This window comes from Clostridium sp. UBA2485, from assembly GCF_002341865.1.
Classification (GTDB): domain Bacteria; phylum Bacillota; class Clostridia; order Clostridiales; family Clostridiaceae; genus Clostridium_J.
The window spans coordinates 105542-122420 of sequence record NZ_DDOV01000038.1 but is presented as its reverse complement, the minus strand read 5'-3'; the positions used below and the strand labels follow the sequence as shown (position 1 = coordinate 122420).

Annotated in this window: 16 protein-coding genes; 12 read left to right on the top strand and 4 right to left on the bottom strand. The window is 28.1% G+C overall.

Features of this window, described 5'->3' with window-relative positions; all coding sequences use genetic code 11:
• The first annotated feature begins 1 nt into the window (after position 1).
• From B3603_RS07225 to B3603_RS07210, 4 genes are all read left to right on the top strand, one after another.
• Positions 2 to 1423 carry a PLP-dependent aminotransferase family protein gene (locus tag B3603_RS07225; RefSeq protein ID WP_291562574.1) on the top strand — a complete coding sequence of 474 codons (1422 nt, stop codon included), beginning with the start codon at positions 2 to 4 and terminating at the stop codon, positions 1421 to 1423.
• 426 nt (positions 1424 to 1849) lie between these two features.
• Complete coding sequence (locus B3603_RS07220; protein WP_291562572.1) at positions 1850 to 2494, top strand: ABC transporter ATP-binding protein; 645 nt, start codon at positions 1850 to 1852, stop codon at positions 2492 to 2494.
• Positions 2482 to 3252, top strand: coding sequence for an ABC transporter permease (locus B3603_RS07215; RefSeq protein ID WP_291562569.1), 771 nt, complete (start codon positions 2482 to 2484; stop codon positions 3250 to 3252). The genes B3603_RS07220 and B3603_RS07215 overlap by 13 nt, the downstream gene beginning before the upstream one ends.
• 69 nt (positions 3253 to 3321) lie before the next feature.
• On the top strand, positions 3322 to 4275 hold the full coding sequence (locus tag B3603_RS07210) for a hypothetical protein (RefSeq protein ID WP_291562568.1): 954 nt from the start codon (positions 3322 to 3324) through the stop codon (positions 4273 to 4275).
• 149 nt (positions 4276 to 4424) lie between these two features.
• Here the strand turns inward: B3603_RS07210 and B3603_RS07205 are convergent, their stop codons facing one another.
• The 3 genes from B3603_RS07205 to B3603_RS07195 form a co-directional block, all read right to left on the bottom strand.
• On the bottom strand, positions 4425 to 5609 hold the full coding sequence (locus tag B3603_RS07205; protein WP_291562566.1) for a pyridoxal phosphate-dependent aminotransferase: 1185 nt from the start codon (positions 5607 to 5609) through the stop codon (positions 4425 to 4427).
• 408 nt (positions 5610 to 6017) lie between these two features.
• A complete protein-coding gene (locus B3603_RS07200) occupies positions 6018 to 7076 on the bottom strand; it encodes a DUF4179 domain-containing protein (protein WP_291562562.1) in 1059 nt (352 codons plus the stop codon).
• Positions 7054 to 7590: a sigma-70 family RNA polymerase sigma factor gene (locus B3603_RS07195; protein ID WP_291562559.1), complete on the bottom strand. Its 537-nt coding sequence runs from the start codon at positions 7588 to 7590 to the stop codon at positions 7054 to 7056. Before B3603_RS07195 ends, B3603_RS07200 begins: the two co-directional genes overlap by 23 nt.
• Positions 7591 to 7738: 148 nt before the next feature.
• On the opposite strand from B3603_RS07195, the gene B3603_RS07190 reads away from it, so the two are divergent.
• From B3603_RS07190 to B3603_RS07180, 3 genes are all read left to right on the top strand, one after another.
• Complete coding sequence (locus tag B3603_RS07190; RefSeq protein ID WP_291562556.1) at positions 7739 to 8038, top strand: GNAT family N-acetyltransferase; 300 nt, start codon at positions 7739 to 7741, stop codon at positions 8036 to 8038.
• Positions 8039 to 8140: 102 nt separating this feature from the next.
• Positions 8141 to 8785 carry a TetR/AcrR family transcriptional regulator gene (locus tag B3603_RS07185; RefSeq protein WP_291562554.1) on the top strand — a complete coding sequence of 215 codons (645 nt, stop codon included), beginning with the start codon at positions 8141 to 8143 and terminating at the stop codon, positions 8783 to 8785.
• A gap of 53 nt (positions 8786 to 8838) precedes the next feature.
• The gene (locus tag B3603_RS07180; RefSeq protein WP_291562551.1) at positions 8839 to 9462 is read left to right on the top strand and encodes a hypothetical protein; all 624 of its coding nucleotides are present in this window, start codon (positions 8839 to 8841) and stop codon (positions 9460 to 9462) included.
• Between the two features lie 193 nt (positions 9463 to 9655).
• Here the strand turns inward: B3603_RS07180 and B3603_RS07175 are convergent, their stop codons facing one another.
• Positions 9656 to 10165: a flavin reductase gene (locus tag B3603_RS07175; RefSeq protein WP_291562548.1), complete on the bottom strand. Its 510-nt coding sequence runs from the start codon at positions 10163 to 10165 to the stop codon at positions 9656 to 9658.
• A gap of 125 nt (positions 10166 to 10290) precedes the next feature.
• On the opposite strand from B3603_RS07175, the gene B3603_RS07170 reads away from it, so the two are divergent.
• The 5 genes from B3603_RS07170 to B3603_RS07150 all read left to right on the top strand — a co-directional run bounded on the left by B3603_RS07170 (position 10291) and on the right by B3603_RS07150 (position 16574).
• A complete protein-coding gene (locus B3603_RS07170) occupies positions 10291 to 10638 on the top strand; it encodes a winged helix-turn-helix transcriptional regulator (protein ID WP_291562546.1) in 348 nt (115 codons plus the stop codon).
• Positions 10639 to 11160: 522 nt separating this feature from the next.
• Positions 11161 to 12888, top strand: a complete 1728-nt coding sequence (locus tag B3603_RS07165; protein WP_291562544.1) for an ABC transporter ATP-binding protein — start codon at positions 11161 to 11163, stop codon at positions 12886 to 12888.
• The gene (locus tag B3603_RS07160; protein ID WP_291562542.1) at positions 12888 to 14669 is read left to right on the top strand and encodes an ABC transporter ATP-binding protein; all 1782 of its coding nucleotides are present in this window, start codon (positions 12888 to 12890) and stop codon (positions 14667 to 14669) included. The genes B3603_RS07165 and B3603_RS07160 overlap by 1 nt, the downstream gene beginning before the upstream one ends.
• Positions 14670 to 15086: 417 nt before the next feature.
• Positions 15087 to 15599 carry a nitroreductase family protein gene (locus B3603_RS07155; RefSeq protein WP_312573333.1) on the top strand — a complete coding sequence of 171 codons (513 nt, stop codon included), beginning with the start codon at positions 15087 to 15089 and terminating at the stop codon, positions 15597 to 15599.
• Between the two features lie 6 nt (positions 15600 to 15605).
• A complete protein-coding gene (locus B3603_RS07150) occupies positions 15606 to 16574 on the top strand; it encodes a helix-turn-helix transcriptional regulator (protein ID WP_291562539.1) in 969 nt (322 codons plus the stop codon).
• The last annotated feature ends 305 nt before the right edge of the window (positions 16575 to 16879 follow it).

The following is a 16879-nucleotide window of genomic DNA, read 5'->3' as shown; positions in this document are numbered from 1 at the left end:
TATGATCGTTTTACACAATGATTCAAAAGTTCCATTATATTTGCAAATTTATGAACAAATAAAAGAAGATATACTTTCTGGACAAATTTCTGAAGGTAGTAAGCTGCCTTCTACTAGAGCTCTTGCAACAACATTAAATATCAGTAGAAACACAGTTGAAAGTGCTTATCTACAGCTATACTCGGAAGGATATGTTACAAGTAAAGCAGGGAGCGGATTTATTGTTGAAAAATTAGATAGTAGTATAATCTTAAAACTAAAGAAAGAAGATTCTAAGAATATTGAAACATATAAAAATACATTATCTAAAGTGGCTTCTGATGAAAGTTATAAATATAATTTTCAATATGGAACCCTAAGCGCTTCTGATTTTCCGCTGCGTTTATGGAAGAGAATCTCAAATAAATGTTTAGCATCTTTGAGTTCTGAGGATATGACATCATATAATGACAGTAAAGGTGAACTGGAATTACAGATAGAAATTATGAAATATTTAAATAAATCAAGAGGTGTTTATTGTAATCCTGAACAGATTATTGTTTCTTCAGGTATTGAACATTGCTTAAGCTTAATATGCCAGCTATTTAGGCAGCATTTTAACCAAATAGCTTTTGAAGATCCAGGGTACACCGGTTCAAGAGATATATTTATTAATAACGGATACGATGTTGTTCCCATTGAGCTAGAAACTGATGGAATTAATATTGAGCAATTGGAAAATAGTTTTGCAAAAGTAGTATATGTAACACCTTCGCATCAATTTCCAACTGGATCAGTGATGCCAATTCAAAAAAGATTGAAGCTTTTAGATTGGGCTATAAGAAAAAATGGAGTTATAATTGAAGATGATTATGATAGCGAGTTACGGTACAATTCAAGACCAATTCCATCAATACAAGGTATTGATTCTAAAGAACATGTTATATATATAGGTACATTTTCAAAATCTTTATCACCTAGCTTGCGCTTAAATTACATGGTATTACCACAATCATGGTTAGTAAGATATGATAAGCTTTTTAGTAGATATCAAACGTCTGTTCCATTAATTGAACAAAAAATAGTTCAACAATTTATGAATTTAGGTCATTGGGATAGTCATTTAAGAAAGATGTGTCTTTCAAACAAAAGAAAACATGATATATTAATTCATACAATCCATGAATTAATGGGGGATAATGTTATTATTCATGGTAAGAATGCAGGCTTGCATATCTTATTGGAGTTGAATAATGGACTATGTGAAGAAGAAATAATAAAAAAAGCTAAAGATTATGGTATTAAAGTGTATCCAGTATCAAAGTACTGGATGAGATTAGAAAAATACTCTAATAATATGATTTTACTTGGCTTTGCAGGCATGAGTGAAAGTGAGATTGTTGAAGGTATAAAGATGCTTAATAATGCGTGGTTTAATAATTAATGATAATTTATCTTAAGCTATTTTTTAGGTAATATTAATGTTTTTGTTAACGTAGATAAAACCTTAATATTATGTTTCAATAATTATTAAACTTGAAATATGTTTTGTAATAACCTATAATATTCCGAATAATTATTTGCTTATATAATAAAAAATAATAAATTGTAAAAAATAGGGGTAGGAGTAGATAGATATGCATAAATGCAATAACATCATTAATCATTATAATATTAGGAATAGGAGCTATAGGAGCAGGTATTTGGATGGGTGAAAGTATGATACTATTATAAATTTTAAATTGTATAATTAATTATAATAGGTTTATTTTAATAATCAAATATGAGGTTAATGTTTTTTTGTGCATTGAGACTATCGGATATATTAGGTTTAGTGTTAACTTTAATATAAATCAAGGAAGGTGAAATATTGGCTGAACAATTATTTCAAGCAAACAATCTTATTTATAAGTATAATTTAACTTATGATAATGTAGCAATTGAAAAAGATAAAATTAATTTTATTGTTGGGGAGAGTGGAAGTGGTAAAAGCACTTTTTTAAAGTTATTGAATAATTCTATAAGTCCAGTGTCTGGACAGTTGTTATATAACGGTAAAGCAATAGAAGAATATGACCCTATTGCTTTAAGACGTGAGGTAAGCTTAGTTTCTCAAGAACCTTTTCTTTTTGATGAAAGTATTTTAGATAATTTTAAAGCTTTTTATTCTCTAAGGCAAGTACCTATGCCTAAGAAAGAATATATTAGTTACATTACTGAGCTTTGCTATGTAAATGTTCCTTTAGATCAAAATGCATCTACCCTTTCTGGTGGAGAACGCCAAAGGGTTTACATATCTATTTTTTTATCATTATGTCCTAAGGTCATATTATTAGATGAGCCAACTTCAGCCTTAGACGAAAAAAGCAGTCTTAAAGTGATGAAAAATGTTATAAACTTCTGTAAAGAAAAAAATATTGATATGGTAATCGTAAGCCACGATAAAGATATTGTTGAAGAGTTTTGTGAAAATAAAGTTGAAATTGTAAAGGAGAGTAGCAGATGGAATCCATAGTTGCACTGAGTATTTTCCAGTTTTCACTTATTTATTTATTACTGATTATTGTGCTATTAATAATGAAAAAATCAAAAGTTAACCAAACAAAACTTCTTTTAGTTGCAAGTTTAAGAATGTCAGTTCAACTTGTGATTGTAGGCTATATACTTCAATATATGTTTAGCAATCCCAAGCCTATATTTACTGTAATTTTCTTAGTACTTATGATAATATTTTCTATTAATAGGGTAATTAAAAGCAGAAAGGACTTAAATCATAATTTTAAAATTGCAATAGGGGCTTCTTTAACGTTTTCAGGGATTTTTGTTTTATTCTTCTTTGTGGCTATAGTGATTAATAAATCTATATTTAATCCTCAATATACTATACCTTTAGCAGGTATGATAATTGGTAATGCTATGACTGGAATAAATATTGGAATAAAAGCCTTTATGGATTCCATAAACAAAGAAAAAAATAAAATTAATACTTTACTCAATTTAGGAGTAGACCCTAAAGATATTTTGAAGCCTTTTGCTAATAATGCTTTAGAAACCGCCTTAATTCCTACACTAAATTCCATGGTAGGAATGGGAATAATTTTTTTACCTGGAATGATGACAGGACAAATATTATCTGGTACAGTGCCTACCACAGCTATTATGTATCAAATAGCTATTATGATTGCAATCTGCACTTCTGTTTGTATAACTGTGTTTTTATCTTTAAATTTAGGCTATAAATCTTTGTATAATAACAGAAAACAATTCTTATAAAATGTACGAAAAAATTAAATCATTAAATTTTCTTAAGAAAAACTATAGTTTATAGAAAAAGGTGAGTAAATGTTTAAAACAAAAGACATGGTAGAAGCGGCTATGTTATCTGCGTTGTTTGTAGTACTAAGCGTGATAGCTATAGGGACTGGTATTGGATATTCACTGTATCTAGATATAATGGTTCCTTTAATTATTAGCCTTATATATTTAAAATGTGGATTTAAATATACAGCATTATCAGCAATAACATCATTGACAATTATAATATTAGTAATAGGGGATATCGGAGCAGGTATTTGGATGAGTCAAAGCATGATACTAGGGCTCATGTGCAGCATATTCATAGAAAAGGATGGCCAAATTATCGATGATATGGTTTATTGTTCCATATTTGCTTGTATATTAATGATATTTATAGATATATATTTCTCTAAGCTTATAGGGTATAGCTTTATAAAAGAATTTGAAGGATATGCTACTTCATGGAGCTTTAAATATATAAAACCACAGGTTATTTTATATGTTTTAGTAGCATGTGTCCCTGCTGGTACTGTAGTTGTTACATACTTAGGAACGTTAGTCCTAGGAAATAAATTAAAGCTTTTAAATGAATATGGAAATGAAAAATTTAAATTGATTAAGAACTATAGAAAAGTTGGTTATTATATGTGTTGTTCTAAAAACATTATCATCATGGCAATTGCATATTTGGCCTCTTTAGAAGTTTTAAATTTATTAAATTATGATATAAAAATAGCATATATTAGAGTTATTGCGGTATCAATTAAATATACATTATTGTATGTTGTCTTAAAGGATGCCAATTCTTTTATAGGCAAGTATGTGTATATGAAAACTAAATCTAAGACATTTTTTAGAATAGTAAATTTAAGCACATTAATACTTCTAATAACTAAATTTAAGATAACTTCATGGATAATGATATCAGGAGATATACTTATAAATTTATCTTTAAACATGAGAAATAAGCAATTAGTTTTTTTAAAGAAATGTATATAAAATTCGTTTATATAATGCTAAAAACCGCCCAATTACTTTTGTTAGTTATTGGGCGGTTATCTTATATAAAAAGCTTTTTTATTATAAAAATTGTTAAATAAAATTACTATAAATTATCTAATTCTTTCCTTTGATATAGTAACTACTTACTATTTATACTCTTTAGCAAGTTTTTCAAAAGCTGGCATAGAGTTAATTATCTGTTCAGTCTTAACACAATAAGAAATTCTTACGTAGCCTGGACATCCAAAATCATCAGAAGGAACTAATAATAATTCATGTTTTTTTGCCTTTTCACAGAAAGCATTAGCATCTGGTTCCATTGATTTAGCAAACAAATAAAATGCGCCATCTGGTTTTATACATTGGAAACCTAATTCTGTTAAGCCATTATAAAGTAAATCTCTATTTTTTTTGTAAATAGCAATATCAGAAGTTTCACCAATACATTTTGCAATAACTCGTTGGAATAAACTTGGAGCACATACATATCCAAGTGCTCTTCCTGCACCACATACTGCAGCATATACATCTTCTGCATCTTCCATCTCATTAGATACAACAATATATCCTATTCTTTCTCCTGGTAATGAAAGAGATTTACTAAAGGAATAACAAACTAAGGTATTGTCATAGTATTTTGTTAGGTATGGAATCTCAATGTCATCATATACTAATTCACGATAAGGTTCATCTGAAATTAAATATATAGGATGACCATATTCCGCTGATTTTTCCTTAAGTACTTTACAAAGTGAAATGACATTTTCTTTAGATATAACTACACCAGAAGGGTTATTAGGAGAGTTAAAAACAACCGCTTTAGTCTTCGGTGTTATTGCCTCAGTAAATTTTGTTATATCAATTTGAAAATCATCTTCATTAGATGGAACCGCAACAAGCTTTCCGCCAGCACTTTCAATAAAAGTACGATATTCAGGAAAAAATGGAGTGAAAACAATAAATTCATCTCCTGGAACAGCCAATGCTTTTAAAGATATAGTAAGAGATGCAGCTGCTCCAACAGTCATATATATATTATCAGCACATAATTTTGTATCATATTTGTTATTGATAAAATCTGCAATTGTTTTTCTAACATTAACGTCCCCTTGAGCTGATGTGTAACCGTGTAAAAGTATAGAGTCCTCTTTTTCTAGTAAGTCTATAATAGTTTCTTTTACACAATTTGGTGCTGGAATGCTAGGATTTCCTAAACTAAAATCATATACATTTTCTGCTCCTATTTCTTTTGATCTAATTTTTCCATATTCGAAAATATCACGTATAATAGAGCGTCTTTTTCCAAATTTGACCATATCATTTGAAATCATTTTAAATTACCCCCAAATAAAATATAAATTAAAATTATTACCCTTAATGTTTGTTTTACAAGAGATTAATTAATCAATTTTATTGTCTCTTCGGCTATGCATAAAATGGATTTTTGTTTTTTCTGTATAGCATAATTTATTCTTTAGTTTAATGTGTTAATTTGTAAAGATAGAATTTTTGAATTTTCTGATATTAAATTAAAAATCTATCTTTGCTCACTAATAGTATAACATAGAGGATAGAATTTCGCTAAGGGAGTTTTTCAGATTTTTCACAATTGAGTGATTTTAGTAATTGCATTACAATATTGCAACAGTAATTACCAAATAGGAAAGTTTCACTAAAGTAGGAGAGCTTGCGTAAAAGCAAAGCTTCCTACTTTAACTTATAATAGATTTTAATTTTAGTTATTTTAAATCAACTTTGAATTCTGCTAATTGAGTTAAATCTTGAGTACTCTTATCAACAATTTTAATTGTAATATACTCTATGTTTTCAGTAGAGCTTTCAAATATCATATGTTTTAAAATACCAATTTCACTAGGGAAACCCTGCCCACGAACTGGGGTTAATTTATTATCTTCATTATCACAAGCTAACATATAGGCACTTGGTCCCATGCTATGAGGGATGTCTACTTCAATTTCAGTAGTTCCAGGAGTTATAGTAACCTTTTTTAAGATTGCTCCATTGCTCTCTATATTTGGTTCAAGCATGCTATTTCTGCTTGTATCATTTTTAACATCCAAATTAAAGTGCCAATTTCCTTTTATCTTTGCATTGGTTACTGTACCTTTTAAATAGGCATCGTATGAACCAATAATTTTTGAAATATTAATATCCACATTAAGTTTGTCAGTAACATCACCATCATAATACATTAAGGTCAAATGATGCATTCCCACAAAGGTGTTATTTTCTAATCTTTTTAAAAGAAGAGTGTCCACCATATCCATTTTTTTACCATTAATTTTTATGGTTGGTTTTACTTGAAGGATCTCAGAGTCAATAAATTTATTATTTTTAACTTCTGCAATATAGGTAACAAAAATACTGTTTCCATCGCAATAGATGTCCTGAATAGTTATATCAATATCTTTATTATTTGAAGTAACATTTACAGTTTCAGCATAATCCCCTTGATTACCCTTGGCAAAATTCTCTTTATAATTTAAGTTAGAATCAGAACGAAACAAGTTGAATACATTTTCAATAAAAGGTATCTTATCAGCTAAGGCTGTATTACTTAATCCAAATCCAAGTCCAATTATTAGCAAAGCACATGCAGCGGTGGAGGCCACATATTTTATAATAGTTTTTTTCTTCATGTCATTACCCTTACCTTTCACATCAATATTTCGTATAATATCGTAAGCAGTATTAATTTTTTCATTGACTATGTCAGGAATAATTACGTCTTTTTCTAGCTCTTTTCTTATTTCCTTATTTACCTGACCTTTGTTCATAGGTAAGACCTCCTTCATCATGCTTTAAATAAGCATTTTTAAAATATTCTCGTCCACGAGATAATCTAGTTTTCACTGTATTTTCATTTAAATCTAACATATTGCTAATTTCTCTTATATTAAATTCATGGATATAATAAAGGGTCATCAATAGGCCATAGTTTTTACCTAAGTGATTAAAGCTTTCTCTTAAGTTAATATTTTCAGTAAAATCATCACAGTAGCTACCTTCCTCAACTTCAGCTACACATAAGATATTTTTGTTTTTCCTCATTATGTCATTACATTTATTAATAAGAATTTTTATAAGCCAAGTTTTAAAATACTTGCTTTTTTCTAATTTATTAATATTGGTGTAACAAGCGAGTATTGTTTCTTGCATAGCATCAGCGACATCTTCATCATTTCTAAGAATAGCCTTTGCCGTTTTATACATAGCTTGTTTATTTATTTCCATCAGTTTAATAAAGGCTTCCTGATCTCCCTTTCTCGTCTTATGTATTAATAAGTCCAATGTTGTTCACCTCCACATCAAGGTATTCTATTTACGCCTTTTACAATCATTAGACGATGATTTCTATAAAAATAGTTTCACTTATAAAAAATATTTTTAATTTATAACAAGTATAAAATATCGATATTTTATAATCTATACTTTAAATATGATAACTATAATTGAAAAATTAAAGGTGGGAATGGCTTTCATTGTTAAGACAAAGAAAGAGAGTGAGTTTGAGATTGGATTTAGATTAGGTCAGGTACATTGGTATAAGGGGCAAGCTAAAGAAATTACTCGTGGATTTGTAAATTATTCAAGACATAAATTAAATGCTCATGCAGTAATTGAAGAAGTATATAAGGACAATATTAAATCCAAAAATGTATTTGAAAAATTAGATTTTTTAAAATCTAAACGTCCACATGGAGATGATGGACTTATTTATAGATATAATTTACATTAGTAGAGGAATTTAGAATGACTCTATTTATGCTGATTGACATTTAGAAAAATGTGAAATAAAATATACATACCGACCGGTGGTATGTAAGAGGAGTGATAAGTAATGGCAAGAAATAAATGCCCAGAAGAAACTAGAGAACAAATATTAGATATATCTGCAAGGTTATTTATAGAAAAGGGATATGAAAAGACTAGCATACAAGACATAATAAATGAATTGCAAATGAGTAAAGGGGCAGTTTATCATCATTTTAAATCAAAGGAAGAAATTTTACAGGGAGTTTTGGATAGAAAATTTTTAAGGGTTAATTCTGAAATAAATAGAATTATTTTAAGTAGAAAAGATTTAACTGCATTAGAGAAGCTGAGAATGATGGTTATGTACAGTATCAATGATGATGAAAGTAGACTAATGGATATTTCTATAAAATCAAAATGTAAAGATCCATACTTTATATTTGGAAATATTGAAGAAATGATGAATCGTGTAGTTCCAATAATCAGAGATATAATTGAAATGGGACAAATAGATGGATCATTAAAGTCAGAATATCCACAGGAAGTTGCAGAAGTTATAATGATGTTAACTAATATATGGCTCTCACCAATTATATTTCAGAGAACCCCCGAGGACATAGTAAAGAAAATAAAGTTTTTAAAGCATATGCTTGAAAATATGGGGGTACCTATTATTACGGAAGAAATGATGTCAGATTTTATTAGAAGATATAAAGAATTATGCGAGTAAGATAAAAAATTGTTTTATATCTTACTTATTAATAAGTGAAGGGGGTTTATAAGATGTTAAATTTAATAACAAAAGAGCAGCAAAAATACTATTTTAAATTATTTAAGATATCTATTATAGGACTATTTATATTAATATATTTTATGGCTGTAGTTTCAAGAGTTGAGAATAACGCAGATATGCAAATATATAAAAATATTTTTAAATTTATACGTGGAGTTGAAGTATTATTATTTACAGCTTTATCTTCAATGATGCATTTTAAAGTATCAAAAGAAAATATAAGTAGAAAGGAACTATCCTTAAGATTCTTTTCTATAGGAATACTTACAGCAATTTTTATGATATTAGGATATATAATAGTTACAGAAGTATTTTCGATTACAGAGAGCATAAGACCTATATTAAATGACTCAATATCATTTTCAATGATAATATTCGGTATAAAGGAAATTATAATAACTTCTATAATTGTAGCTTCAGTAGGTATTATTGGAATTTGGTTATCAATAGAAAAGAAATCTTTAGCTAGCAATATGACAATATCAATGATCATAGTTATTTTACTAGAAACTTTAATAAATGGACTAAGTTTAAATATACAACTAAATGTAAGCATTATATCAGCGATCTTAGCTATGATCCTTACATTTATTAAGAAGAAAGAAACTACTTAATTATATGCTTTTTATTTTCAACAATACATACCGATGGTTGGTTTTATATAAGTAATATGAAAATATAAATGAAATAATTAAATTAAAGCATATATCAAAGATAGATGTAAATAAAAGTAAAGAAACTTTAATGATAGAATCAATTGGTTAAAAAAAGATGTTACACAAGTAAAGCTTGTGTAACACTTTTTAACTATTCTTTTATAAGAACTTTTTCTACTTCGGCTATATATATTGTATGATGATCTCTTTCAGGATACCATTTTTCATCTAGTTCGCTTGCGATAAAGCATTCAGGTTTAAAATCTTGAGCATATAGTTTTTTACATATAATTGCAAGGTTTGCCTCTTCAAAATATGGAGTGTTATCTAAATGTTGAACTGTTAAATTACATTTAGAAATCTTATCTTCATCTTTACCGGATACAGTTCCAAGATAACTTAATTGTTTTCTAAAGCTTTTATCAAAGAATGTTAGAGAAAAAGTATCAGAGTTATCTACAAATTCTTTAGTAAAACGCTGAGGTCTTATAACAATATAGGCTACATTTTTACCCCACATAACACCAAAGCCACCCCAGGAGGCAGTCATTGTATTTACTTTATTATCTTTTTCAGCTGTAATGAGCATCCAATCTGTGCCTATAAGTTGAAATGGACTTTTATTTAACTCTTCAGGTTTTATTTCTACAAATTTGTTCATAATATAATCTCCTTTCATAATATAAATTATTTTACAAAATACTTTTGAATATATTATTATATAAATAATAATAAAAAGATAGTATGCACTTTAATGTAAGATACTAACCAAAAGGAGAGAGTGAAGTGGATGAAAAAATAGAAGTATACTCAGCACCATTTGAATATACGCTATCTATAATTGGTGGTAAGTGGAAGATGGTTATAATGTTTTGGCTATCTAAATGTAAAATTATGCGTTATGGAGAACTAAAGAAATCTGTTAAAGGTATTACTCATAAGATGTTGAGTAGTCAACTAAAGGAGCTTGAGTCTAACGATATCATAGTCCGTAAAGAATATCATCAAGTTCCACCAAAAGTAGAATATTTTTTATCAGAAAAAGGATTATCTCTTATGCCTATTCTAGAAGAAATGTGTAAATGGGGAAGTTTGAATTTTGAGGATACTAGTTGTACAGAATTAAAGAAATAAGGAAATAAAATTATAACTAAGATATTTATAGGGTTCCATAATGGAATTTTAACTTATATATAATTTTAATTTTCATAATAAAATTTTTATGATGAATTAAAGATGAAGAATTATGGTTAAAGCTCTACCGTCAAAGCCTTTGGAGTTTTTTTAGAATAAATTTTATTTTAAGAAATCCACTAAGAGAGAATTTCTTGCTAAATTCTTCATTATTAATTATTAATCTTTAATTTTTAAGGGGTTAAGTCATTTTCTAAAATATGAGTATTAAGATAGAGAAGTATATATTAATCAATTCTATAGTTAGAGATATACTATATCTCTATATCATTAATTTTTACCAATGATATGAGTGCATATATTTAAAGTTAAATAGAAAAATTATATATGAAAAGTATAAAATTCTTAAAAATATGTGTGCACATTAAAAAGTCATAGTATATAATATACTTTATACCATAAATCAGCAGGCTCATATTAAGAGTAATTTTAAACATATGATGAAAGGAGTTAGAGAATATAATGAAATTAATATTAAAATATTTAAAGAATTATAAACTGTTTATTATGTTAAATGTAATATCGGTTTTTGGTTTTGCATTAGTTGAATTAGGTATTCCAACAATAATGGCTAAAATCATTGATGTGGGTATAGCTAATAGTGATATAGCTTATATAAAAGAAAAGGGTCTTATACTTGTAGGCATATCTATAATTGGAGTTATGGGTACTATATTAGTTGGATATTGCTCTTCAAAAATATCCACTAGCATAACTAGAGATATGAGAAATGATATTTTTAGAAAATCACAGGAATTTTCTCATAGTGAATATGATAGATTTGGAGTATCTTCAATGATTACTAGAACTACTAATGATGCATTCCAATTATTACTATTTACTAATACTTTACTTAGAATAGCATTAATTACGCCAGTTATGTTTACTGTAAGTTTAGTAATGATTCTTAAAACAAGTTTGCCATTGTCTGTAGTTTTAGCAGTAACAATACCTTTTATAATAATAGGAGTAGTTATTATAGCTAAAAAATCTCATCCAATGTCACAAACTCAGCAAAAGAGATTAGACAAATTAAATCGTATATCTAGAGAGAATTTAACAGGGATAAGAGTAATTAGAGCTTTTGGTAATGATGATTATGAAAGAAAAAGATTTGGTAAAACCAATGAAGACTATACAGATATCTCCAAAAAGCTGCATAAACTTATGGCAGTCTCACAACCTACCTTCTTTCTTTTATTAAATATAGCTATTTTAGCAATACTTTGGATTTCAAGTAAGATGATAAATGTAGGAACCCTTCAAGTTGGGCAATTGGTTGCCTTTATAGAATATTTATTCCATGCTATGTTTTCTATGATGCTATTTTCAATGGTATTCGTTATGTATCCTAAAGCGCAGGTTTCAGCAGATAGAATTCAAGAACTATTAGAAGCAGATCCACTTATAAAAAGCCCCAAAAACGGAGTTAAAGATACAGAAATCAGAGGATTAGTAGAATTTAATAATGTTACATTTGCTTATCCAGGTGGAGAAGAACCTGTACTTAAAAATATATCTTTTACAGCGAAAAAGGGAGAGACAATTTCCTTTATAGGAAGTACTGGTAGTGGAAAAAGTACTTTAATTAATTTAATCCCAAGATTTTATGATGTTACAGAAGGTAACATAAAGATAGATGGAGTAGACGTAAGAGACTATGATTTAAATTCTCTAAGACAAAAAATTGGATTTATACCACAGAAAACTTTATTGTTTACAGGTACTATAGGAAGCAATATTAAATTTGGTAAAAAAGATGCAGATAAAGAAGAAGTTGAACATTCTGCAAAAGTATCTCAAGCCTATGATTTTATCACACATAAACCTAAAAAATTTGATGAATCCATAAGTGAAGGTGGATCTAATGTATCAGGTGGACAGAAACAAAGATTGTCTATTGCGAGAGCAGTGGTTAGAAAACCAGAAATTTATATATTTGATGATAGCTTTTCTGCCTTAGATTTTAAAACTGATGCAACTCTTAGAGCAAGATTAAAAGAAGAAACAGGGGACGCTGTGGTTTTAATAGTTGCACAGAGAATAGGATCTATAATGGATAGTGATAAGATTATAGTATTAAATGAAGGAGAAATAGTGGGAATAGGCACCCATAGGGAACTATTAAAGAACTGTGAAATATATAGTGAGATTGCATCATCTCAACTTACAAAGGAGGAGTTAGCATAATGAAAAAATTTAAGGCTAGTATAAGTAAAATTGCTCCTTTTGTAAAAACCTATAAATTTTCTTTTATTGGTGCCATAATATTTATAATATCAGCAGCTTTTTTTAATGCTGTTGCACCAATGACAGAAGGGCTAATAACAACACAACTTATAAAGGATGCAGCTAATATAGGAAAAGGTATAGAGGGAGCAGCTGTAAACTTTAATTATATTACAAAGGTACTTGGACTTTTGGCGGGTATATATGTATCTAGTACAATATCTACCTATATAGCAAGTTTTTTATTAACTAATGCTATTCAAAATACAATGAGAGATTTAAGAAATGCTATTCAAGATAAGATTAGAAAATTACCAATAAGTTATTTTGATAGTAACAGCTATGGAGATGTATTAAGTCGTATTACAAATGACGTAGATACAATATCTAATGCAATGCAACAGAGTTTTATACAGATAGTTAATTCAATATTATCTGTATTCTTAGCAGTTATAATGATGTTTAGAATTAATACTAAAATGGCTCTTATAGCTATACTTATAATACCTCTAAGCTATTTAGTATCAAAATTCATAGTTGGTAAGTCACAAAAATTATTCTCTAGACAACAAAGATCTTTAGGAAAATTAAATGGTACAGTTCAAGAAATGTATACTGGATTTAATGAAATAAAGCTATATGGAAAACAAAATGAAGCTATAGAAGAGTTTGAAAATATAAATCAACAGCTTTGTAACACAGGATTTAAGGCTCAATTTATATCAAGTATAATGTCTCCAATGATTTCTTTAATAAGTTATCTAGGTATTGCAGCTATAGGGGTTATTGGAGGAATTTATGCTATTAGTGGAGTAATAACAGTAGGTAACCTTCAAGCTTTTATACGTTATATATGGCAAATAAATCAACCACTTTCTCAAGTAACTCAGCTTTCATCTACAATACAATCTGCTTTTGCAGCAATTGAACGTGTATCTGAAATATTAAATGAAGAGGAAGAGATTCCAGATCCTGAGAACTCAGTAAAGCTTGAAAATCCTCGTGGGGATGTTACTTTTGAACATGTTAAATTTGGATATAGTGATGATAAACCACTAATAAAGGATTTAAGTGCAGAAATAAAAAGCGGGCAAATGGTAGCTATAGTTGGGCCTACAGGAGCAGGTAAAACAACTTTGATAAATTTATTGATGAGATTCTATGATGTTAAAGGTGGAGCTATAAAGATAGATGGCGTAGATATTAGAGATATGAAACGTGAAGACTTACGATCAATGTTTGGAATGGTTCTTCAAGATACATGGTTATACAAAGGAACTATTTATGACAACATTGAATATGGAAGATTTGGAGCAACTAGAGAGGAAATCATAGAAGCAGCTAAAATAGCTAATGTCCATCACTTTATTAAAACTCTTCCAGATGGATATAATATGATTCTTAATGAAGAAGCTTCTAATATATCTCAAGGAGAAAAGCAGCTATTAACTATAGCTAGAGCTATAATATCAGATCCAGCCATATTAATATTAGATGAAGCCACTAGCTCAGTTGATACCAGACTAGAATTATTGCTTCAAAATGCTATGAGAAACATAATGAAGGGAAGGACTAGCTTCGTTATTGCTCATAGGCTTTCAACTATCCGTAATGCAGATTTAATATTGGTTATAAATGAGGGAAATATAATAGAACAAGGAAATCATGAGGAGCTAATGAAAAAAGGCGGCTTCTATGAAAAACTTTATAATAGCCAATTTGCAAATAAAGAAGAAGATTAATTTATTAAAAAATAAGTAGTAGCATTTTGTATGCTACTATTTATTTTTTATAATGTGCAGAAATATAATTACTATAGATAAAGTATTTTAAATAATTTGTAATTCACAATGCACAATTAATAAGTAGTTTAAATCTAATCAAACTAATTTCTTTAATGGATTCTTTAGTAGAAATATAGTTGTTAGTTTTCCACAACGATTAATTTTTTATAAAAAGTAACTATATCACTTTAAAATAAATCAATTTTAAATTTCTTAGTTTTCAAAATAGAATTTCTAAAAAAGCTAATAATAACATAGTAATACTGACAGGTTTATGTCAGTATTGCTATGTTATTATTAATATAAAGTTATATAAAAGAGAGAATAAAATAGATATAAAACATTTGATAATAAAAAATATAAGGAGGCTTCATTATGGAAACTATGGATACAATTTTCCAAAGAAGAAGTATAAGAAAATATGAAGAAAGGGAAGTTTCTGATGAAATCATAAAGGAGCTTTTAAAAGCTGCAATGGCTGCACCATCAGCAAATAACAAGCAACCTTGGGAGTTTCTAGTGATAAAAAATAAAGATCAAATGAATAAAATAATTGATGTAGATCCTGAGGCTACTCCACTTAAAGGTGCTTCGGTTGCTATTGCAGTTTGTGCAGATACAAATATTTATAGTGGAAAACCTGATATTTGGGCTCAAGATTGTGCTGCAGCAACTCAAAATATACTATTAGCAGCACATAATAAAGGGCTAGGTGCAGTTTGGATTGGTATATACCCTATGGAGCAAAGAACCAAAGATGTTCAAAGTGTACTAGCATTACCTGAAGAGATAATTCCTGTTTCAATTATATCCATTGGTTATCCTGCTGAAAAGAAAGAACCAGCAAATAGATATAATGAATCAAAGGTACATTTTTATACATGGTAATTTAATATGCAAAAAATAGAACGATTAATGGCTATTATTTTAGCCTTAAATAATAAGAAGAAAATGACTGCAAAAGAGTTAGCAGAAATGTTTGAGGTTGATATTAGAACTATTTATAGAGATATGCAGGCACTAAGTGAAATCAACGTGCCTGTGATATCTTATCCAGGCAGTGAGGGCGGATATGAAATATTAGATGACTATTTCATACCACCAATAATGTTTAATAAAGATGAGGTCTTTGCTTTACTTCTTGCTAAAAAAATAGTTGATATAATTAATATTCCAGGTTATGCTGCTTTTGCTAATTCTGCATTCTTAAAGATTGAAAATCTTGTAAACAAATGTTTTAAAGAAGATTTTGAGGATATTCAGAAGAAAATAGTTTTTGATATAAAATGTAATGATATTACTATTGAAAATTCTTATGTTTTCGATATTGTAAAACGAGCACTTAAGTATAATTTCAAAATAAAGATAAGTCATAATAAAAACATGGAATCAGATTTAGTAGATCAGATAATAAGGCCTTATGGAATTGTATTTGAAGATGGTATATGGTACATTGTTGCATTTTCAGAGTTAACTAATTCAAAAATTCATGTAAACATTGAAGAAATAAAAAGTATTTCTTTATTAGATGAAGTATTTGATTCCCCTAAGGATTTCAATATGGAGGATTACTATAGTACTTGTTGTTTTAAAAATGCCTATGAAAATAAAAATAGTATAATCATAAAACTAAGAGTAAAAAAGGATTTATATCCTAGCATAAAGGATCATGTATCTTTTAAATATGGAGAAGTTAAAGAAGAAAAAGATAGCTATATAGTTGATGTGAAAACAACTAAAGTTGATTACTATGTATCATTAGCTTTTAGATTTTTTAAAGGGGTAGAAATTCTTGAACCATTATGGGTTAGGGATAAATTAAAAGATGAATTGAAGGCATTAAATAAAACCTATCAAATTTAATTTTAATAATATGAGTTCTATTGAAAAATCAATTATAATTAAATAGACCTCTTGAAGAGTTAAGAGGATTTCGTATAATAAGATTAAACTTAAATATAAACATAAATATAAAAAATATAAACGTAAAGGTGATGTAAATTATGCAAAAAGAGGTAGTTTTAAATTAAACTAACTGAATAACGGTGATTTTTAGAATATAGATTAAAAAATCTTGGATATATCAAGGTTTATTTCCTCTGCAATTAATTTTTAAATTAATAGTAGATGTTTATTCATGTATTTCTAAAAATGACCAATATAATAAT